Here is a 21,423-nt window from a genome sequence, read left to right on the forward strand (position 1 = left end):
GTCATAAGCCAACCCGTCAAGAAGGATAAACGGCATCCTTCTCGCCGGCTTTTCTTATGCTTGTCGGGGCTGGGCAAGGCGCTTCAGCATTTCTTTTTATGTCTTTGTCTTTTTTTGTTATACTTATGTAATATTTGTATCTATATTGTTAGACGAATTAAATCCAGAAAGGTTTCATAAAAAATGAAAATAAAAGAAATAATTGTTGTTGAAGGAAAAGATGATACAGTCGCCATCCAACGAGCGGTAGATGCCGATACCATTGAAACAAACGGTTCAGCTGTTAATAAAGAAGTATTAGAACGAATCAAACATGCTTATGAAGTGAGAGGAGTTATTGTCTTTACTGACCCAGACTATCCTGGTGAACGAATCCGTAAGATTGTCGCAAAAGCCGTTCCAGGATGTAAGCATGCGTTTTTACCTAAAAATGAGGCGTTAGCAAAGTCGGGTAAAAAGGTGGGCGTTGAGCATGCCACTCCAGAGGCGATTCGAAAGGCCCTAGCAGACGTTAAAGAGGAACAAGGGGACTTTCACTCGGAAATTGATTTTGACGCTCTAGTGGACGCAGGATTAATCGGAGGGACGAAGGCGAAGGAACGGAGGGAAAAGCTAGGCGTTCTTTTAAAAATTGGTTATACTAACGGAAAACAGCTTTATAAGCGTCTACAGATGTTCCAAATTACAAAAGAGGCATTTGACCAGGCAGTTGAAAAAGTGTTACAGGGGGAAAAGGCAAAGTGATGAAAGATATAGCCACACCTATAAGAACGAGAGCCATTTTGGAAAAGCACGGTTTTTCTTTTAAGAAAAGCCTAGGACAAAACTTTTTAATTGATACAAATATTTTACATCGCATTGTCGACCATGCGGATGTTACAGAAGATACGGCTGCAATTGAAATTGGGCCAGGAATCGGTGCATTAACTGAACAGCTTGCTAAGCGCGCAAAAAAGGTGATTGCGTTTGAAATTGATGGGCGACTTTTGCCGATTTTAGCAGACACCCTATCTCCATATCCAAATGTTGAAATTATCCATGAGGATGTTTTAAAGGCAGATGTCCAGTCTGTTATTAATGAAAAAATGCAGGGAATCGAAGATATTATGGTGGTAGCAAATCTCCCTTATTATGTAACAACGCCAATTATAATGAAGTTGCTAACGGAAAACCTCCCACTAAGGGGGATCGTGGTCATGCTTCAGAAGGAAGTGGCAGACCGTATTTCAGCGGCTCCTGGTACAAAGGATTATGGCTCCTTGTCGATTGCCATCCAATACTACACAACCGCTGAAACAGTCATGACAGTACCTAAAACTGTATTTGTTCCTCAGCCAAATGTAGATTCAGCAGTGATTCGTTTGTTAAGAAGAAAGGAACCGGCTGTTAAAGTAGAAAATGAGCAATTCTTTTTTGATGTTGTTCGTGCTTCTTTTGGACAACGGAGAAAGACCATTTTAAATAACTTGACCTCTAACCTGCCAAATGGGAAGGCGTTTAAGAAAGCGATTGAAGGATGCTTAGCCACTTCAGATATCGACCCAAGACGCCGGGGTGAAACTTTATCAATTGAGGAATTTGGACGTTTAAGTGATGAATTATATCGAACTTTTAACGAAGGACATACTGAATAGTAGGTCTCAGACTGTTGACAAACGCTCGCATACTTCGTTGCTTGCCTCTCTCGTCCGCTCATGAAGGCAACTTCTATTCGCGTCTTCGATCGGCTGCGCGCCTTGTCTGACAAGCGTTTTCAAGACAGTCTGGGGAGAATAATTTGCATCTAGATATCCTGTAAAAAAACGTGTAGACAAAGTCAGTACTGACTTTGTCTACACTCTGGGACCTACTAAATAGTAGGTCTTTTTTTGCGACCTTCTTTCTCCTCACCACTTTGGGTGATACTGCATAGGCTAACAAGAGGCATCTCAATAGCAGATGTTCAAAAAGTCCGGTGAAAATGACACATCGCAAGAGGAACTTCGACTAAAGACCGACACGTCCTGTGTCGAACGTCGAAGTCACCACGTCCTGTGGAAGTTCGTTGGTTTGCTTTTCTGCTCCTCACGTATTAATTGCATACGTTCCGGTGCTCAAAGCTTCACCGCCTCGAACTTTCGACGCACAGGATGTGCTAGTGTCGACAATGCCACAGGACGTGGCGTTCTTGTCGACGTGGTCCTTTTCATCCTCCTTTTTGAACATACATCAATAGCGAAATAACCTCGAAAGTTGGAGTGGGTGTGGATGGAAATAAAGGTTGGCGATATTGTTGCACGTAAATCACATCAGTTTGACTTATTGTTCAAAGTAACAGAAATTACACATAATCAAACTGTTTATTTATATGGTGAGGATGTAAGGTTGATTGCAGATGCTCCGTATGATGACTTAGTGCTAGTGGATGAAGATGAAAGACAGAAAAGACAACGAACTGATCGAGAAAAAGTTGATCATTCATATCGACTTTTTCGGCAGGATTATCAGCTAATTAGACAAAAAAGTGAATATCATGCTACAGGTGGGTATACAAATAATGCAGAGTTTTTTCAAATCCCGGGTAGAGTTCTGCATATTGATGGTGACCCTAACTATTTAAGAAAATGTTTGATGTTATATGAAAAAATTGGTATTCCTGTATATGGGGTACATTGTCATGAAAAAGAAATGCCTGATAGGATAGATGGATTACTTGATAAATTCAGGCCGGATATTCTTGTTATAACAGGTCATGATGCATATTTAAAATCAAAAGGAAAGGTTACGGAGCTAAAAGCATACCGACATTCCCGCCATTTTGCTCAAACGGTTCGGCAAGCCCGAAAAAAATTCCCGCATTTAGATCAACTTGTCATCTTCGCTGGCGCCTGTCAGTCGCATTTTGAGTCTTTGATACGGGCGGGGGCAAATTATGCAAGTTCACCTTCTAGAGTCAATATACACGCATTAGATCCTGTATATATTGTAGCAAAAATTAGTTTTACTCCATTTGATGAACGAATCAACGTATGGGATGTTCTTCGCAATACGTTAACAGGAGAAAAAGGTCTTGGTGGGATTGAAACAAAGGGTGTATTACGAACCGGTATGCCTTTTCAAAGATTGGATGTTGAAGAGGTAAATGGGGATCTCTAACGGAATTTCGCTAGAGGTCCCTTTGGTATTTTATTACATATAAAAATTAGTGAAAAATTTGTCGATGAAAAGAAATCTTGATTTATATACATATTGGCTTCACTTTTGAGCATACTATCGCTTGTGTGCTGAGAAATTTGTAAGAAAAAATTTATTGACAAGTATTTTGTATCATTGTTATAATTTTAGTTTTGTTTGACGTTCGGTGATTTTTTTGGTATACTAATACATAGTGAGGTGGAGTGAAATGGCAAAAACTTTGCTTGATATTAAACGGTCTCTAGATACTAATTTAGGTAAGCGACTTACGTTAAAGGCTAATGGTGGTCGTAGAAAGACAATTGAGCGCTCAGGAGTGCTCGCTGAAACGTACCCCTCTGTATTTGTAATTGAACTAGACCAGGATGAGAATTCTTTTGAGCGAGTTTCATACAGCTATGCTGATATCCTTACAGAAACCGTTCAATTAACCTTCTTTGATGAGACATCCGGGAACGTAGCTATAAGTGGGCAGTAAACTTCAACGTTTGCTGCTTTTTATTTTGTCTAAAAAGGTGGTGCTTTTTCAAAAGTACCCCTTTTTTTGTTTAAAAATTATTCAGTTGTAGCCCCAGTTTGCACAAATGAAGGTATATTACTCGTAACATATGTAAACAATGAATAAAATTAAGCCTTCGGAGCCTAAAAATTGTTAATATAACTACCCCTTCATAATCAAATACTATGGATGTCGTAGATGTAGAAAGGGGTTGTAGTTATTGGGAAGACGTCGTGGTATCATGTCAGAAGCCTTTAAAGAAGAATTAGCAAAAGAACTTGGTTTTTACGATACCGTTAAAAATGAAGGTTGGGGTGCAATTCGATCACGAGATGCTGGAAATATGGTAAAACGTGCAATTGAAATTGGACAACAGCAGCTTGCCAATAAAGAGCAAAACCAATTGTGAACTACGACGCCGGAGCAGAGTTGCTTCGGCTTTCTTTTTATCCAAAATTCTCTAGGGAAAAGGTCATAAAGAACAATTTATAAAAAAACAGCGTAGACACTTTTGTATCACTGTTTTACGACGTTTACTTTATGGTACAATGGCAATATTGAATTTACGTTTAAAGCAGGTGTTTTCATGAAATTATTAGTTAAGGCCCCAGCGAAAATCAATTTGGCGCTAGATGTTTTGCATAAACGCCAGGATGGTTATCATGAGGTACGGATGATTATGACAACCATTGATTTATCGGACAGGCTTGAATTATCCGATTATGAAGGAGATGAGATTAAGGTCATCTCTCATAATCGCTTTGTACCAGATGACAGCCGAAACTTGGCATACCAAGCAGCTCATTTACTAAAAAAACGATACGGTGTAAAAAGAGGCGTGGTCATTTCGATTACAAAAACAATCCCTGTGGCTGCAGGGCTTGCGGGTGGAAGCAGTGATGCAGCCGCTACCTTACGAGGGTTGAACGAATTTTGGGGATTAGGACTTAGCTTGGATGAACTAGCATCAATTGGAGCTGAAATTGGTTCAGATGTATCCTTCTGTGTATATGGGGGGACGGCTCTAGCTACTGGTAGAGGGGAAATTATAACAGAATTACCCACACCTCCACATTGTTGGGTCATTTTAGCAAAGCCTACAATTGGTGTTTCGACAGCAGAAGTGTATCGAAATCTGTCTATTGATCAAATAAACCATCCGGATGTGGATGGGATGATTCGTGCAATCGAAATGAAGGACTTTGAAGGAATTTGCAATCGAGTCGGAAATGTTTTAGAAGATGTAACCTTAAAACTTCATCCAGAAGTAGCTCATATTAAAGATCAAATGAAACGATTTGGTGCAGATGCCGTTTTAATGAGCGGCAGTGGTCCAACTGTTTTTGGACTTGTTCAAAGAGAATCGAGATTGAATCGAATATATAATGGATTACGTGGTTTTTGTGACCAAGTTTATGCGGTTCGATTGCTAGGTGAACGAAATAAAGTTTAGCTTTTTTCAGAAGGACTACTTTATTTTGAGTGGGAAATAAAGATAAAAACATCGGTTGGCGATTCAAAACCTAACAGAAATGAAGCAACTCAGGCAAGAGACGCCACATCCTGTGGCAACGTCTTTATGACCCACTTCCTGCGGGCATAAAAATCGAGCGCAAATAGGCCAAGGTGCATTTGATTTATAACGTACGTTAATGATATATTATCAATAAAACATTCGGTTTTTGGAGGCAAGCCATGAAATTTAGACGGAGTAGTAGACTTGTTGATATGACAAATCACTTGCTTTTACACCCACAACATCTTGTATCTCTTTCTTATTTTGCTGAAAAGTATGATTCTGCGAAATCCTCAATTAGTGAAGATTTAGCGATTATCAAACAGACCTTTGAGCAACAGGGAATTGGTACATTAATCACAGTGGCGGGAGCAGCTGGTGGTGTGAAATTTATTCCAATGGTTGGGGAAGAAGAAGCAAGTGAGGTTGTTAATGAGCTTTGTGAGGTTATAGCTAACCCTGATCGGCTTCTTCCAGGCGGTTATTTATATTTAACGGATATACTTGGAGATCCGAGAATTGTAAATAAAATCGGGAAAGTTTTTGCCTCTATTTATTCTAATCATGAGATTGATGTTGTTATGACTGTTGCAACAAAGGGAATTCCTCTTGCATACGCAGTAGCATCTTACCTAGATGTGCCTGTAGTGATAGTAAGGCATGGTAATCGAGTGACGGAAGGCTCAACTGTAAGTATTAATTATGTTTCTGGATCAACAAAGAGAATCCAGACGATGGTATTGGCAAAAAGAAGCTTGAAAGAGGGTTCTAATGTTTTAATTATTGATGACTTTATGAAAGCTGGCGGTACTGTAAATGGTATGGTTAGTATTCTTGAAGAATTCAATGCAAACCTAAAAGGGATTGGTGTTCTCGTTGAGTCTGAAGGAGTCGAAGAGAGACTTGTGGATGAATACATATCTTTAGTAAAGCTAACAGATGTTGATGTGAAGGAAAAGCAAATAAAAGTAACAGTAGGTAATTATGAATCGTACCTAAAGCAAGTTGAAATTGAAGATGAGATGGGGGAAGAGGAATGAAACAAGTTCAAACAAACCAGGCTCCGGCAGCAATAGGACCATATTCACAAGGAATCGTTGTAAACAACATGTTTTTCAGTTCAGGCCAAATTCCGTTAACACCGGCTGGTGAATTAGTGAGCGGAGGAATTAAAGAACAGACAGCACAGGTTTTTAAAAACCTTCAAGCTGTCTTGGCTGAAGCAGGTGCATCATTAGATACAGTTGTAAAAGCAACCGTATTCATCAAAAATATGGATGACTTCGCAGAACTAAATGAAATTTATGGTGAATTCTTTGCTGGACATAAACCAGCTCGTTCAACTGTAGAAGTAGCAAGACTTCCTAAGGATGTTTTGGTTGAAATCGAAGTAATTGCACTTGTAAAATAAGACTTTTTTCACTAATATTCTGTTCATTCACAAAAAAGTATGAATCTTTTTAAAAAAATATTTAATATTTAGCAGGAGATTCCGATTTTCCGTTGAATATGAATAACTAAGTTTTTATATAGTTATAAAGGTGGTGAACAGAATGGAAGTGACAGACGTTAGATTACGCCGCGTTAATACGGAAGGTAGAATGAGAGCGATTGCATCAATTACGTTAGACCATGAATTTGTTGTTCATGACATCCGTGTAATAGATGGCAACAATGGTTTATTTGTTGCTATGCCGAGCAAACGGACTCCTGATGGAGAGTTTAGGGATATCGCTCATCCAATTAACTCAAGTACACGTGGAAAGATTCAAGATGCAGTACTAGCTGAGTATCATCGTTTAGGTGAGGTTGAGGTTGAGTTTGAGGAAGCAGGAGCATCTTAAAAATAAACGTATATAACATCGAAGAGCCTACATACATGATAGGCTCTTTTTCTATGAAAAAAAGAAACTATAATCTTTCTTGCTGTACAATCCCCTACTAACAAGCATAGTGTATGTACCTTCGCAATAACATAACCCCAAATAAAAATTTCCAATCAAAAAAATCATGTACTTTCGTTAGTTTTCTTGAAAATGGTCTGTTTTTAAGATATATTCGAAATGGATATTAAGGTTAATTTTATTTAATCGAGGTTTAAACCTCGACTGGATATAATGAAAGCCGCCGACGGATAAATGCGATTTTAAAGGAATCGTTTCGAGTTTACTCGAAACGATCTGGATGTAAAATCGCCGAGGCGAAATTGATATGGAGGCCTAACATGACAAATCGATATGGCGTAATTTTGGCCGCAGGGCAAGGAACGCGCATGAAATCAAAGCTTTATAAGGTTCTACATCCTGTATGTGGAAAACCAATGGTACAGCATGTAGTGGATCAACTCTCAACACTATCCCTTCAAAAGCTTGTGACAATCGTTGGACATGGAGCGGAAAAAGTAAAAGCACAAATCGGAGATAAAAGTGAATATGCCCTTCAAGAAGAGCAATTAGGTACTGCACATGCGGTTATGCAGGCAGCAAATCACTTGGCAAATGCAAAGGGTATAACCTTGGTTGTTTGTGGTGATACACCACTTATTACAGCGGAAACAATGGAAGCCTTACTTGAACAGCATGAGCGTGTTGGAGCAAAAGCATCCATTTTAACAGCTGTGGCAGCGGATCCTACTGGATATGGAAGAATTGTCCGCAATGTAGAAGGACATGTTGAGCGAATTGTTGAACATAAAGATGCAACAGAAGAAGAGCGTACGATTGCCGAAATTAACACAGGTACATATTGTTTCGATAACGAAGCTTTGTTTAAGGCACTTTCAAATGTTTCGAATGATAATGTGCAGGGCGAGTATTACCTTCCAGATGTGATTGAAATTCTGAAAAACAAAGGTGAAATTGTAACTGCCTTTCAAACAGCTTCTTTTGAGGAAACGCTTGGAGTAAATGATCGTTATGCATTATCACAGGCGGAAAAGCTAATGAAACAAAGAATTAATAAACAACATATGATAAACGGTGTTACAATCATAGACCCTGACAATACGTACATTTCAGCAGATTCTAAAATTGGATCAGACACTGTGATACACCCAGGAACAGTGATTATTGGAGATGTTGAAATTGGATCTGATTGTGAGATTGGTCCAAATTCAGAAATTAAGAATTGTAAAATTGGTGAAAGAACAGTAATCCGCCATTCAGTTGCGCATGATAGTAGTATCGGAAATGATGTAGCAATTGGACCATTTGCACATATCCGTCCTGCATCACAAATCAGTGATAAAGTAAAGGTAGGAAACTTTGTTGAATTGAAAAAGGCTGTTTTCGGCGAAGGAAGTAAAGCATCACATTTAAGCTATATTGGGGATGCAGAGGTCGGCACAAACGTAAATATCGGGTGTGGCTCTATCACTGTAAACTATGACGGAAAAAATAAATTTTTAACGAAAATTGAAGATGATGCCTTTATTGGCTGTAATTCAAATCTTGTGGCTCCAGTAACGATCGGTAAAGGAGCATATGTTGCAGCAGGATCAACCATTACAAGTGAAGTGCCAAACGACGCCCTCGCCATTGCAAGAGCACGTCAGGTTAATAAAGAGAACTATGTAGAACGTCTAAATCAAAAGAAAAATTCCTAATGGAGGTCGGGTAAGATCATGTCTAAAGAATACCGAGACTCAAGTTTAAAGGTGTTTTCCTTAAATTCGAATGCACCTTTGGCTGAGGAAATTGCTAAGTCGATTGGTGTTGAGCTTGGAAAATGCTCAGTTACACGTTTTAGCGATGGAGAAGTTCAAATTAACATTGAAGAAAGTATTCGTGGATGTGATGTTTTTGTCATCCAATCAACGAGTGCACCTGTAAATGAGCATATCATGGAAGTATTGATAATGATTGATGCACTTAGACGTGCATCTGCAAAAACGATTAATATCGTCATGCCATATTACGGATATGCAAGACAGGACCGTAAAGCACGTGCACGTGAGCCAATTACAGCTAAGCTTATCGCCAATCTATTAGAAACAGCAGGGGCAGACCGCGTGATTACATTAGACCTTCATGCTCCACAAATCCAAGGCTTTTTTGATATCTTAATTGACCATCTAATGGGTGTACCAATCCTATCAGATTATTTCAAGAGCAAAAACCTTGAAGACATTGTCGTTGTTTCTCCTGACCATGGTGGGGTTACCCGTGCTCGTAAAATGGCGGATCGTCTAAAAGCTCCAATTGCGATTATTGATAAGCGCCGACCAAGACCAAATGTGGCTGAAGTCATGAACATTGTGGGGAATATCGAAGGTAAAACCGCAATTCTAATCGATGATATTATCGATACAGCAGGAACAATTACATTAGCTGCAAATGCATTAGTCGAAAACGGCGCTTCAGAAGTGTATGCTTGTTGCACACATCCGGTTCTTTCAGGGCCGGCGATTGAACGTATACAAAATTCAAAAATCAAAGAATTGGTTGTCACCAATACGATTCGTTTACCTGAAGAGAAAAAGATTGATAAAATCAAAGAGCTTTCAGTAGCTCCATTAATTGGTGAAGCAATCATCCGGGTTCACGAGCAACAATCTGTCAGTACCCTATTTGATTAATACAACTGTGCAAATAGCGAAAGAGGCTTTTTCTTTTAAAAATAAGGTTTACTTCATCATCTTTAGGGGAAATTTAGTAATATGACTAAATCTTCCAAGGATGGTGGTATAACATGTCTGCAGTTTTAGAAGCGACAGAACGAGTAAAAGATAAAAATTCAACACTTACCAAAATCAGACAAGCAGGGAATATTCCAGCCATTTTAAATGGTCCAAATCAAAGTCAGCCAATTTACGTAAGTAGTACAGATTTTTTAAAGACGATTCGGGAAACTGGGCGAAACGGGATTATTAAGCTTTCAATAAATAATAACCAGCATTCAGTCATGCTCCACGATGTTCAAACAGATCCGATTAAAAGTGAAGTCATTCATGCAGATTTTCAAATTGTTAATATGTCAACAGAGGTAACGGTTGACGTAAATCTTAATTTAGTTGGGGAAGCAGTGGGTGTGAAGGATGGTGGAGTCCTTCAGCAGTCAATTCATCAGATATCGATCTCAGCCCTACCAACAGACATTCCACAAACCATTGATGTCGATGTGACACATTTAGGGGTTGGGGATGTTATTAAACTCGAGGATATAGATTCGAATGGTAAATATACCATTAATCAAGACCTTTCACAGGTTGTGGCATCTGTTCTAGCTCCAAGACAGGAAGAAGAGATTAGCACAGGTGAAGAACAAGAGCCTGGCCAACCAGATAATCTAGAAGGCAGAGAAACAAACGAATCTGAGTAAAGCAGTAAATAAAGGACAAAAAGGTTGGACGTAACCAAAACGGTTACGTCCTTTTGTAACAGGTACACTAATTTTTTGATTCGAAAAAATGGGGGAAATAACATGAAGCTAATTGTTGGATTAGGAAATCCAGGAAGGCAGTATGAGGAAACACGACATAATGTCGGCTTTAAGGTTATTGACGAACTATCCGGTAAATTACATATCTCGCTAGATAAGGCAAAATTCAACGGGGTGTTTGGTCAAGGCATAGTAAATGGGGAGAAGGTTCTACTTTTAAAGCCTCTTACATATATGAATTTATCGGGAGAAAGTATCAGGCCACTTATGGATTATTATGATATTCTAGTAGATGATATACTAGTTGTCTATGATGAGTTGGATCTTCCTGTGGGAAAAATCAGGCTTCGTGAAAAAGGAAGCGCAGGTGGTCATAATGGCATGAAGTCCATTATCAACCATTTAGGAACACAAGAGTTTAAACGTATCCGAATTGGGATAAACCGTCCAACAAATGGCATGAAGATCGCTGACTATGTCCTAGGACGTTTTCAACCAGAAGAGTCACAAGATATAAAGGATGCCATTCAAAAGTCAGCAGAGGCAGCAGAAAAGTGGGTATCAACACCATTTTTACAGATAATGAACGAATTTAACGCTACTCAGTAAAGTAAAAATTCTACTGAGTAGCGTTAAAGCCTCCGGCGGATGCCACGATCTTTCAAAGGGAATTTTTCGAGCTAAAAATCGGGCACAAATACGCCAAGGCATATTTGATTATGAAATAATATAGTATGATAAGGTAAGTCGTTGTGAATAAAGAATCTCTTCCCGGTTTATACTAGAAAGTGTAAACTTTTGAGTCGTAATCTCACGAGGAGGATTCTTATGACACTACATTACCATTGTCGACATTGTGGTGTGAAGGTTGGTAGCATTGATAACTTGTCCCTACATAGCGAAAGTCTCGGGTTCCATCAATTAACAGACCAAGAGCGACAAGAAATGATTTCATACCAATCAAATGGGGACATTCATGTGAAGACAATATGTGAGGATTGTCAGGAAGCATTACACCGTAATCCTGATTTTCATCAATATGAATCATTTATTCAATAAAATAATAGAAAGAGCTTTGGCCCACACACCAAAGCGTTTTTCTATTTATTTTAAGATAGAGACTTGAGATTCCTAAGTTCGGTTAACCAAAGGAAACAATACGAACTTAGAGAGGGGGTAACCGAGTTGCTTAAGGGACTACAGCAATATGTTGGAAATAATGATGAGTTAAAATCAATTATAAATGGAATAGAAGAGGGCTTACGAGAACAGTTAATTGCTGGTTTATCGGGCTCTGCTCGCACCGTGTTGACAGCAGCTTTATATAGGCAAACAAAACGACCAATTTTAGTCGTAACACATAATTTGTTTCAGGCTCAAAAAATTTATGAAGATTTAAATGGGCTTTTAGATGAAGACGAGGTTTTCCTCTATCCAGTGAATGAATTAATTGCATCAGAAATTGGAATCGCGAGCCCTGAACTTAAAGGGCAACGAATCGAAGCGTTGAACTATTGGAGCCATCAATCCAAAGGGGTCATTGTTGCTCCGATAGCGGGATTAAAAAGGCTTCTTCCACCTAAAAAACTATGGACTGAAAGTCAGTTGACATTTACGGTAGGTGACGATATTGAAGTGTCAGAAACATTGGAAAAGCTCGTTGCTATGGGCTATGAGCGGGTGTCAATGGTATCTGCGCCTGGCGAATATAGTGTAAGAGGTGGAATTCTAGATATCTACCCGTTAACCGAGGAAAATCCAGTACGGATTGAGTTATTTGATACGGAAATAGATTCAATCCGCACATTCTCACTTGAAGATCAGCGTTCACAAGGAAAAATAAACACGGTTGTGCTCGGGCCGGCAACTGAAATTCTATTGACGCCCACACATTTGAAAAAAGGTGCAAGTGCATTAGAAGAAGGTTTAGCGAAAAGCTTAAAAAAGGTTAAGGATGAAAAAGTAAAGGAACTGTTTGTAGAGAATATTTCTTACGAACTTGAACAATTGAGAAATGGGCAAACTTTGCAGCAAATGTTCAAATACCTATCTCTTATCTACGACCAGCCTGCTAGTTTGCTAGACTATCTACCTAAAAATGGGCTTGTATTGTTAGATGAAATTAGTAGAATCCAGGAGATGGCAGAAAGTCTAGATAAAGAAGAAGCCGAATGGGTGATAAGTCTATTATCAAAAGGCGAGATTATTCATAATATGACTCTGTCACATTCGTTTACAAAGCTTCTTCAACAATCAACCAATCCTTATGTGTATTTATCTCTATTTCTAAGACATGTGCCACATACGAGTCCACAGAACATTTTAAATATGTCCTGTAAACAGATGCAAAATTTCCACGGTCAAATGCATGTTCTAAAAACAGAGCTTGAACGCTGGCAAAAAGGGAATTACTCTGTTATTTTCATCGGTTCAAATGAGGAGCGGGTGAAAAAACTGGAGCAGGTCTTGTCTGACTATGAGATTAAAGCAATTCCTAGTAAAACAGATGGAGATATTTTGCTAGGAAAAGCACAAATCATGCTTGGAGATTTACAGGATGGTTTTGAATTGCCATTACAACGAATCGCAGTCATCACTGAGGAAGAGCTTTTTAAGAAAAAAATGCAAAAGTCCAAGCGAAAGCAAAAGCTTTCAAATGCTGAGCGGATCAAAAGCTATTCCGAATTGCATGTCGGAGACCATGTTGTTCACATCAACCACGGGATTGGAAAGTATTTAGGAATTGAAACATTAGAAATCAATGGAATTCATAAAGATTATTTGCATATTCGCTATCAAGGGAACGACAAACTTTACGTGCCTGTAGATCAAATTGAACAGGTACAAAAGTATGTTGGCTCTGAAGGCAAGGAACCGAAGATTTACAAATTAGGTGGTACTGACTGGAAACGTGTTAAGAAGAAAGTTGAATCGTCGGTACAGGATATTGCGGAAGATTTAATTAAGCTATATGCGGAGCGTGAAGCAAGTAAGGGATTTGCATTCTCTCCAGATGGAGAAATGCAAAGAGAATTTGAAGCTTCTTTCCAATATCAAGAAACAGAGGACCAGCTAAGGTCGATCCATGAAATTAAAAAGGATATGGAACGCGAGCGTCCAATGGACCGTCTCCTTTGTGGAGATGTAGGTTATGGAAAGACAGAGGTTGCAATTCGTGCAGCATTCAAGGCGATTATGGATGGAAAACAGGTTGCCATCCTAGTGCCAACTACCATTTTGGCGCAACAGCATTATGAAACCATCCGTGAAAGGTTCCAGGACTTTCCGATTTCAATTGGACAATTAAGTCGTTTCCGTTCCAAGAAACAGCAAACAGAGGTTATGAAAGGGCTAAAAGCAGGAACAATTGATATTGTCGTCGGTACACATCGTCTCTTATCTAAAGATATTACGTATAAAGATTTAGGTCTTTTAATTATTGATGAAGAACAACGTTTTGGTGTAACACATAAGGAAAAAATCAAACAATTAAAAGCGAATATTGATGTTCTCACATTGACCGCTACACCGATCCCACGGACGCTTCACATGTCCATGCTAGGTGTTCGCGACCTGTCTGTCATTGAAACGCCACCTGAAAATCGATTCCCAGTGCAAACCTATGTGGTTGAATACAATGGTGAACTAATAAGAGAAGCGATTGAACGGGAAATGGCAAGGGATGGTCAAGTATACTTTTTATATAACCGTGTAGAGGATATCGAGCGAAAGGCAGAAGAAATCTCCATGCTGGTTCCTGATGCAAGGATTGCGTATGCCCATGGAAGAATGACCGAGAATGAACTTGAATCAGTGATTTTAAATTTCCTAGATGGTCAATATGATGTCCTTGTGACGACAACTATTATTGAAACAGGTGTCGATATACCAAATGTGAATACATTGATTGTTCAGGATGCGGACCGAATGGGTCTTTCTCAGCTTTATCAGTTGAGAGGTCGTGTAGGACGCTCGAATCGTGTAGCATATGCGTATTTTACGTACCGGAAGGATAAGGTATTGAATGAAGTCGCCGAAAAACGACTACAAGCAATCAAGGAATTTACAGAACTCGGTTCAGGATTTAAAATCGCGATGCGCGACTTATCAATTCGTGGTGCAGGAAATATTTTAGGAGCCCAACAGCACGGGTTTATAGATTCTGTTGGATTTGACCTTTACTCACAAATGCTGAAAGAGGCAATTGAGGAACGTAAGGGGGATCCGGCAGCTGTAAAACAAACGAGTGTGGAAATTGACGTTGAAGTGGATGCGTATATTCCAGATGCATACATTTCAGACGGTCGCCAAAAAATTGATATGTATAAGCGATTTAGAGGTATCTCTTCAATGGAGGATGTAGAAGAACTTCAAGAAGAGATGGTTGATCGTTTTGGTGAATACCCGGTTGAGGTGGACTATCTATTTAAGATAGCCCAAATAAAGGTGTATGCATTAGCAGAGCAAGTCATCTCAATTAAACAGGTTAAACAGGAGATTACAATTCTTTTATCTGAAGAAGCAAGCAGTCACATTGATGGTGGAAAGATCTTTAAATTAGGGAATACATTTGGCCGAATGGTCGGTCTTGGGATGGAAGGCAGTAAATTAAAAATTGTCATCCAAACAAAAGGACTAGATGTAAACCAATGGCTAGGTATAATCCATGATATGGTTAAAGGATTACAAGATGTGAAAAAAGAAAATGTAAATGCGGTTTAACTCATTGGCCTAGCAAAACAATTTGACGAATAATACCAAAGTCTGAGTGACCAATAGTTCTGACGTATGGTTAATTTTCCCTCTGATGAAAAATCACGATCATCGTGAATAGAACTCTGATGGTGTAAGATACTAAACTCAACAACAAATGGTGATTTATTCAAATCCAGACAAATTGTACATTAATCACCACTATTCTTTAATCATCAGATGAAAGTGAGGCATCATAAGAATGAAGGCAACTGGAATTGTTCGTCGAATTGATGATTTAGGTCGAGTAGTTATCCCAAAAGAAATCCGGAGAACGTTACGTATTAGAGAAGGAGATCCATTAGAGATTTTCGTTGATCGAGATGGTGAGGTCATTTTAAAGAAATATTCTCCGATTAGTGAACTAAGCGATTTTGCAAAGGAATATGCAGAGGCTCTTTTTGACAGCCTTGGGCATCAAGTACTTATTTGTGACCGTGATGCATTTATTGCGGTTGCAGGAGGCTCCAAAAAAGAATACTTAAATAAAAATATTAGTGAGCTAGTCGAAAAAGCGATGGAGGATAGATCCTCTATTTTAGAAACAGAAGAACGTCAGGTATCCATTGTTGAAGGTGCTGATGAAACAATCTCATCATATACAATCGGTCCAATCATTGCAAACGGAGATCCAATCGGTGCAGTTGTGATTTTATCAAAAGAAAAGTCGCTTGGAGAAGTAGAACAAAAAGCAGTCGAAACTGCAGCTGGATTCCTAGCGCGTCAAATGGAACAGTAATATAAAAGCATGAATAGATGGAAAAGGTAGCTATCGTAGCTGCCTTTTCTTCCGTTAGGAAGGAATTGTCTAACGTAGAACATTAAGTATGTTATAATACACTGGAAATTATTTAACTTTGTTCAGTAATAGTCAATTATTTTTAAGAAGTGAATAAAACTTGGGTAGTGATTTAAACCAAGTTGAATAATGTTAAAATCCTCCGGCGGATGCCACAGATTTTCAAAGGTAGCTTTTCGCGCATAAGATCAAAGACTAACAACGCCACATCCTATGGCAACGTCTTTGCAACCCACCTCGTGTGGGCCTAAAAAATCTGGGCGCAAATACGCCAAGGTGTATTTGATTTGAGGGAAGGAGATGGGCGATGGACGTCCAATCCGCAGAGCGGTCAAAACAAATTTGGGAAGGGGCATTTATCCTTACCCTTGCAGGTTTGATCACCAAGATACTAAGTGCAGGCTACCGAATCCCATATCAAAATATTGCGGGGGATATCGGCTTTTACATATATCAACAGGCATATCCGATTTACGGAATTGTCCTCGTGTTTTCGACATATGGATTTCCAGTGATTATTTCAAAGCTTCTTGCAGAGAAGTTGGAACAACAGGATGAAGCATCAGTTGTGAAAATACTTTATATCACTTTACTGACATTACTCGGAATGGGGATTGTCCTATTTAGTTTTTTATATTGGGGGGCAGATGTGGTTGCCGGCTGGATGGGTGACAAAGAGCTTTCATCCCTAATAAAGGTGATTTCCTTTTCCTTTTTACTCCTGCCGTTTATTTCTATCTTTCGTGGGTATTTTCAGGGGCATAAGAATATGATTCCAACAGCCGTTTCACAAGTAACAGAACAATTGATTCGCATTGTCACCATTCTGCTCATGTCATTTATTCTCTTGGATTATGGCTATGGAGTATATGAGGCAGGAGCGGGGGCGATATTTGGTTCAGTTACAGGTGGGGTTGCAGCAATATCCGTACTGTTGTTTTATTTACTCAAAAGGAAGAAAGTCGATCAAAAACGACTCTACAAAAAAGCTTCCATTCACACAATGGAGATTGTCAAAATCCTTTTCACTCAAGGAATGACGATTTGTATCAGTGCGTTATTGTTAATTCTTTTTCAGTTGGTCGACTCCTTCACTGTGTATTCCTTGTTAGTTTCCGGTGGAATGGATGAGGAGGCGGCAAAACAGGTAAAAGGAATTTATGATAGAGGTCAGCCTTTGCTTCAGCTTGGAACAATAGTGGCTACATCCTTGGCGTTATCACTTGTCCCACTAATCGCAAGTGCAAAGGCAAGAAACGATATGGCCTTTATTCAAAAAAAGGTCGATTTAACGTTCCGTTTAAGTGTTGTTGTGGGACTTGGGGCGGCGGTAGGGCTTGCTTGTGTCCTTGAGCCAACAAATATTATGCTATTTCGAAATGACTATGGAACAAATGTCCTAATGGTCTTCGGTTTTTCAATTTTATTTACGACATTATCGCAATCCATTACTGCGATTTTACAAGGGCTAGGTCACCCTTTTATACCTGCCATCGTCATTATAGGTGGAATGCTCTTAAAATGGATTCTTAATCTGCTACTTATCCCTACATATGAAACAAGTGGGGCAGCCGTTGCAACTTTGTTTGCTTTTGGGGTAATTGCAGTTATACAAATGATGATCGTAAAAAGGAAGCTACCAGGGGTACTGGGCAATTGGACATTTGCTTATCATGTCCTTTTTGCAACAGGTGCAATGGCGTTCGTTATTTTTTGTTATTCTTGGGTCTTGCATCACCTTTTCCCGGTACTAGGAGAAACCCGAACATTTGCAAGCTTTGAAGCATTATCCTCTGTTTTTATCGGAGGGTTGACCTATCTATTTTTTATTTTAAGAGGGAGCGTATTTACGAAAGTAGAGCTCTCAGAAATCCCAATAGGATCAAAAGGAACCTTTTTTATTAGGTTACTTAAGGGAGGGAAAAGAATATGATTACAGTTATCGGATTAGGAGCGGGGGATTTATCACAACTCCCACTCGGGATCTATCGTAAACTTTTAGCAACGGAACATTTGTTTCTTCGGACGAAGGAGCATCCTGTCATTAAGGAATTAGAAGCAGAGGGAATTTCCTATCAATCGTTCGATGAGATTTACGAAAAACATGAGCAGTTTGAGTCAGTTTATGATGAAATTGTTGCAATTTTAAAAGATGAAGCGAAAACAAAGGATATTGTCTATGCCGTACCGGGACATCCAATGGTAGCAGAAAAGACAACTCAACTTTTACTTGAAGACGAAAACCTCGAGGTTCAAATTGAGGGTGGCCAAAGCTTTATTGACCCGTTATTGGGGTCGTTGAAGATTGATCCAATCGAAGGGTTTCAGTTCCTTGATGCCTTATCCTTTGAAAAAGATGAACTACAGCTTACCCAGCATCTCATCATTTGTCAGGTGTATGACCAATACATTGCATCAAATGTGAAGTTAACATTAATGGAGCAATTACCTGATGAGTATGAAGTGTATATCGTAACTGCAGCGGGTAGTAAAGATGAAAAAATCACGAAAGTTCCTCTATATGAATTAGATAGAGGGGGAGAAGTGAATAATCTGACAAGCGTCTATGTCCCGCCTGTGAAAGAGGAAGAGTTGCTTTACCATGATTTTCGTACGTTTAGAAGAATTATTGCAGCGTTAAGAGGCCCTGGCGGATGTCCGTGGGATCAAAAACAAACCCATGAATCGTTAAAAAAATATTTGCTAGAGGAAGCCTATGAGGTTCTTGATGCAATTGACAGTGAAGATGATGACCATTTAGCAGAAGAGCTAGGGGATGTGCTTCTTCAAATTCTCCTTCACGCCCAAATTGGTGAGGATGAAGGAATGTTTACCATTGATGGTGTCATTCGTGGAATTTCTGAAAAAATGATTCGAAGACACCCGCATGTATTTGGAGAAGTATCAGCTGATACAGCAGAGGAAGTCGTGACCAATTGGGAGCAAATTAAACGAATGGAAAAAGGCAATGTTGCTGAAGAAAAGTCAATTTTAGACGAAGTTACAAAGGGTTTGCCAGGTTTAATGAAGGCCGTTCAGTATCAAAAAAAGGCTGCCAAGGTAGGATTTGACTGGGATGCTGTCGAACCTATGTGGGAAAAGGTTTTTGAAGAAATACAAGAATACAAGGAAGCGGTAGCTGGGAAAGAAAAAGGAGATGCTGTTCAAGAATTCGGCGATATCCTATTTGCTTTAGCCAATATCGCGAGGTTTTATAAATTTGACCCAGAAGAAGCACTTGCGATGACCAATCAGAAGTTCGCAAGACGTTTTCAATTTATAGAAGAAGAACTCAGAAGACAAGGGTTAACGTTTGAAGAGCAAAGCCTTGAACAACTCGATGCCATCTGGGAGAAAGCCAAACAAAGCGGACTATAAGTAGGAGTTCCTTCTGAATAAAGTTATAGAGCCTCTGGCGGATGCCATGATTTTTCAAAGGAAGTTTTCCCCCATTAACTGGTATTAAGCCCTCTAGGATGGCAACTACCAGTAAATGCCCGATAAAGTGAACGAAGACTAAGAACGCCACTTCCTGTGGGGCTAAAAATCAGGCGCAAATATGCCAAGGTCCATTTGATAGAAAGAGGTGAAGGTAGATGCGACTAGATAAATTTTTGAAGGTTTCCCGATTAATTAAGAGGCGTACTCTAGCAAAAGAGGTTGCAGATCAGGGGAGAATCTTGATTAATGGCCTAGCTGCAAAAGCAAGCAGCAATGTGAAAATCGGGGATGAGTTAACCATCCGTTTTGGCCAGAAAATTGTAACTGTTAAAATTGAGGATCTTCAAGAAACAACAAAAAAAGAAGATGCCAATAAGCTTTACTCTGTAGTGAAAGAGGAAAAAGTAGAAGCTTAATATTCGATAATCTCAGTAAGGCTTGTTCTAAATTCCACCACAAATTCATACATTTTACTATTAAACCATTGGTTATTTTACCAAAGTATGAATGTGGGGGTTAAAAGATGAACCAATATCATGATGGAACACCATCTAATAGAGGAACCGTACAAGAGCATGATGTGATCATGAGAAGTCGCAAGCTTCTTGACATAACAGGTGTAAAACAGGTAGAAAGCTTTGATAATGAGGAGTTTTTACTTGAAACCGTTATGGGCTTCCTAGCAATTCGTGGCCAAAATCTGCAAATGAAAAATCTAGATGTGGAAAAAGGCATCGTTTCAATCAAAGGAAGGGTCTATGATATTAGCTATTTGGACGAACACTCCACGGAGAAGGCTAAAGGGTTCTTTAGCAAGTTATTTAGATGACCTTGTCAACCCAGTTTTACACATTACTCGCAATGATTTGCATGGGGGGTTGGCTAGGAGCCTCTCTTGATACGTATCAACGTTTTTTAAAACGTTCAAGACGAAAGTATTTCTTCGTTTTTATCAATGACATTCTGTTTTGGATTGTACAAGGCCTGTTGTTCTTTTACACGCTTTTGTTGGTAAATGAGGGTGAATTGCGATTTTATGTCTTTATCGCGATATTATGTGGATTCGCCGCATACCAAAGCCTCTTAAAAACAATGTATGTGAGGATACTAGAACGTATTATTCAAGCTATTATACGCTTTTATGAATTTTTACTTCGAACTGGAGAGTTTCTCATCGTTCGACCTATAAAAATGCTCTATCAGCTTATTATTGTGATTCTTTTGGGGATATTCAATGTACTTTTGGTATTTGGGAGACTCCTTCTTAAGATCTGCTGGATAATCGTTAAAATTTGTTTTGCCCCACTAAAGTGGATTGGAATCATGATCTGGAGGCTGTTGCCATCCGCTGTTACGAAAAATGTTGAAAAGATTTTTCGAAAATGTGCAGGATTTTTGAAAAAGGTAGAGAATATCAAACCTATATTGATAAAATGGTGGAAGAAGATAAGGAAACAATAGGAGGCATTCTCTACAATGAGTGCAGTACGAAAGAAAAATGTAACACAATTACAATCGACCTATATGGAAAAATATAAGCAACAAGAAGAAGCCATTCAAATCAAACGAAAAGGCTTGATTAGAAGATTGATTGCCTTTTTCGTTTTGGTTGTCATTATTTCCTATGGGCTCATTTCAATGGTTGTATCCCAACATAAGACGATGAATGAAAAGGCTGCTAAAAAGGAACAATTACAAGAGCAGCTCACCGCATTAAAAGATGAGCAAGTTCTTCTTGAAGAGGAAGTCGTAAAACTCAACAGTGATGAGTATATCGAAAAAATAATTCGCAGGGATTATTTTCTATCTAAGGAAGGAGAAATCATCTTTAAAGTTGGGGATGGGTCTTAGTCTTATTGACAC

The 21,423-nt window shown here is 39.1% G+C and carries 22 protein-coding genes; all 22 read left to right on the forward strand.

Annotated features, from left to right (window positions below; translation table 11 throughout):
• The first annotated feature begins 183 nt into the window (after nt 1–183).
• The 22 genes from rnmV to RGU12_RS13385 all read left to right on the forward strand — a co-directional run bounded on the left by rnmV (nt 184) and on the right by RGU12_RS13385 (nt 21,411).
• Nucleotides 184–744, forward strand: a complete 561-nt coding sequence (gene rnmV / locus RGU12_RS13280) for a ribonuclease M5 (protein ID WP_309536546.1) — start codon at nt 184–186, stop codon at nt 742–744.
• Entirely contained in the window at nt 741–1,634 is an 894-nt protein-coding gene (rsmA, locus tag RGU12_RS13285) for a 16S rRNA (adenine(1518)-N(6)/adenine(1519)-N(6))-dimethyltransferase RsmA (RefSeq protein WP_309536547.1), read from the forward strand. The genes rnmV and rsmA overlap by 4 nt, the downstream gene beginning before the upstream one ends.
• 613 nt (nt 1,635–2,247) lie before the next feature.
• Nucleotides 2,248–3,135, forward strand: coding sequence for a sporulation peptidase YabG (gene yabG, locus RGU12_RS13290; protein WP_309536548.1), 888 nt, complete (start codon nt 2,248–2,250; stop codon nt 3,133–3,135).
• Nucleotides 3,136–3,382: 247 nt separating this feature from the next.
• On the forward strand, nt 3,383–3,652 hold the full coding sequence (gene veg, locus RGU12_RS13295) for a biofilm formation stimulator Veg (RefSeq protein ID WP_116354422.1): 270 nt from the start codon (nt 3,383–3,385) through the stop codon (nt 3,650–3,652).
• A 241-nt stretch (nt 3,653–3,893) separates the two neighbouring features.
• Nucleotides 3,894–4,082: a small, acid-soluble spore protein, alpha/beta type gene (locus RGU12_RS13300; protein WP_309536549.1), complete on the forward strand. Its 189-nt coding sequence runs from the start codon at nt 3,894–3,896 to the stop codon at nt 4,080–4,082.
• A 177-nt stretch (nt 4,083–4,259) separates the two neighbouring features.
• Nucleotides 4,260–5,126, forward strand: coding sequence for a 4-(cytidine 5'-diphospho)-2-C-methyl-D-erythritol kinase (gene ispE / locus RGU12_RS13305; RefSeq protein WP_309536550.1), 867 nt, complete (start codon nt 4,260–4,262; stop codon nt 5,124–5,126).
• 242 nt (nt 5,127–5,368) lie between these two features.
• Nucleotides 5,369–6,229, forward strand: a complete 861-nt coding sequence (purR, locus tag RGU12_RS13310) for a pur operon repressor (RefSeq protein WP_309536551.1) — start codon at nt 5,369–5,371, stop codon at nt 6,227–6,229.
• Nucleotides 6,226–6,600, forward strand: coding sequence for a RidA family protein (locus RGU12_RS13315; protein ID WP_116354418.1), 375 nt, complete (start codon nt 6,226–6,228; stop codon nt 6,598–6,600). The genes purR and RGU12_RS13315 overlap by 4 nt, the downstream gene beginning before the upstream one ends.
• Nucleotides 6,601–6,742: 142 nt before the next feature.
• Nucleotides 6,743–7,033, forward strand: coding sequence for a septation regulator SpoVG (gene spoVG, locus RGU12_RS13320; RefSeq protein ID WP_010285377.1), 291 nt, complete (start codon nt 6,743–6,745; stop codon nt 7,031–7,033).
• 380 nt (nt 7,034–7,413) lie between these two features.
• Nucleotides 7,414–8,793, forward strand: coding sequence for a bifunctional UDP-N-acetylglucosamine diphosphorylase/glucosamine-1-phosphate N-acetyltransferase GlmU (gene glmU / locus RGU12_RS13325; RefSeq protein ID WP_309536552.1), 1,380 nt, complete (start codon nt 7,414–7,416; stop codon nt 8,791–8,793).
• A gap of 18 nt (nt 8,794–8,811) precedes the next feature.
• On the forward strand, nt 8,812–9,765 hold the full coding sequence (locus RGU12_RS13330; protein ID WP_116354416.1) for a ribose-phosphate diphosphokinase: 954 nt from the start codon (nt 8,812–8,814) through the stop codon (nt 9,763–9,765).
• Nucleotides 9,766–9,878: 113 nt separating this feature from the next.
• Entirely contained in the window at nt 9,879–10,508 is a 630-nt protein-coding gene (locus RGU12_RS13335; RefSeq protein ID WP_309536553.1) for a 50S ribosomal protein L25/general stress protein Ctc, read from the forward strand.
• A 102-nt stretch (nt 10,509–10,610) separates the two neighbouring features.
• A complete protein-coding gene (gene pth, locus RGU12_RS13340; protein ID WP_116354414.1) occupies nt 10,611–11,177 on the forward strand; it encodes an aminoacyl-tRNA hydrolase in 567 nt (188 codons plus the stop codon).
• Between the two features lie 219 nt (nt 11,178–11,396).
• Nucleotides 11,397–11,627: an anti-sigma-F factor Fin gene (gene fin, locus RGU12_RS13345; protein WP_309536554.1), complete on the forward strand. Its 231-nt coding sequence runs from the start codon at nt 11,397–11,399 to the stop codon at nt 11,625–11,627.
• Nucleotides 11,628–11,753: 126 nt separating this feature from the next.
• Nucleotides 11,754–15,290 (forward strand): transcription-repair coupling factor, encoded by a 3,537-nt coding sequence (mfd, locus tag RGU12_RS13350; RefSeq protein WP_309536555.1) that lies wholly within the window; start codon nt 11,754–11,756, stop codon nt 15,288–15,290.
• 232 nt (nt 15,291–15,522) lie between these two features.
• A complete protein-coding gene (gene spoVT, locus RGU12_RS13355) occupies nt 15,523–16,059 on the forward strand; it encodes a stage V sporulation protein T (protein WP_309536556.1) in 537 nt (178 codons plus the stop codon).
• A 367-nt stretch (nt 16,060–16,426) separates the two neighbouring features.
• On the forward strand, nt 16,427–18,052 hold the full coding sequence (locus tag RGU12_RS13360; protein WP_309536557.1) for a putative polysaccharide biosynthesis protein: 1,626 nt from the start codon (nt 16,427–16,429) through the stop codon (nt 18,050–18,052).
• A complete protein-coding gene (yabN, locus tag RGU12_RS13365; RefSeq protein WP_309536558.1) occupies nt 18,049–19,497 on the forward strand; it encodes a bifunctional methyltransferase/pyrophosphohydrolase YabN in 1,449 nt (482 codons plus the stop codon). The genes RGU12_RS13360 and yabN overlap by 4 nt, the downstream gene beginning before the upstream one ends.
• Before the next feature lie 218 nt (nt 19,498–19,715).
• Nucleotides 19,716–19,976 (forward strand): RNA-binding S4 domain-containing protein, encoded by a 261-nt coding sequence (locus RGU12_RS13370; RefSeq protein WP_116354408.1) that lies wholly within the window; start codon nt 19,716–19,718, stop codon nt 19,974–19,976.
• Between the two features lie 107 nt (nt 19,977–20,083).
• Nucleotides 20,084–20,389, forward strand: coding sequence for a sporulation protein YabP (gene yabP, locus RGU12_RS13375; protein WP_116354407.1), 306 nt, complete (start codon nt 20,084–20,086; stop codon nt 20,387–20,389).
• Complete coding sequence (yabQ, locus tag RGU12_RS13380) at nt 20,386–21,021, forward strand: spore cortex biosynthesis protein YabQ (RefSeq protein WP_309536559.1); 636 nt, start codon at nt 20,386–20,388, stop codon at nt 21,019–21,021. Before yabP ends, yabQ begins: the two co-directional genes overlap by 4 nt.
• 15 nt (nt 21,022–21,036) lie before the next feature.
• Complete coding sequence (locus tag RGU12_RS13385) at nt 21,037–21,411, forward strand: FtsB family cell division protein (protein ID WP_116354405.1); 375 nt, start codon at nt 21,037–21,039, stop codon at nt 21,409–21,411.
• The last annotated feature ends 12 nt before the right edge of the window (nt 21,412–21,423 follow it).

The organism is Ferdinandcohnia sp. QZ13, from assembly GCF_031324165.1.
Taxonomy (GTDB): domain Bacteria; phylum Bacillota; class Bacilli; order Bacillales; family Bacillaceae_L; genus Ferdinandcohnia.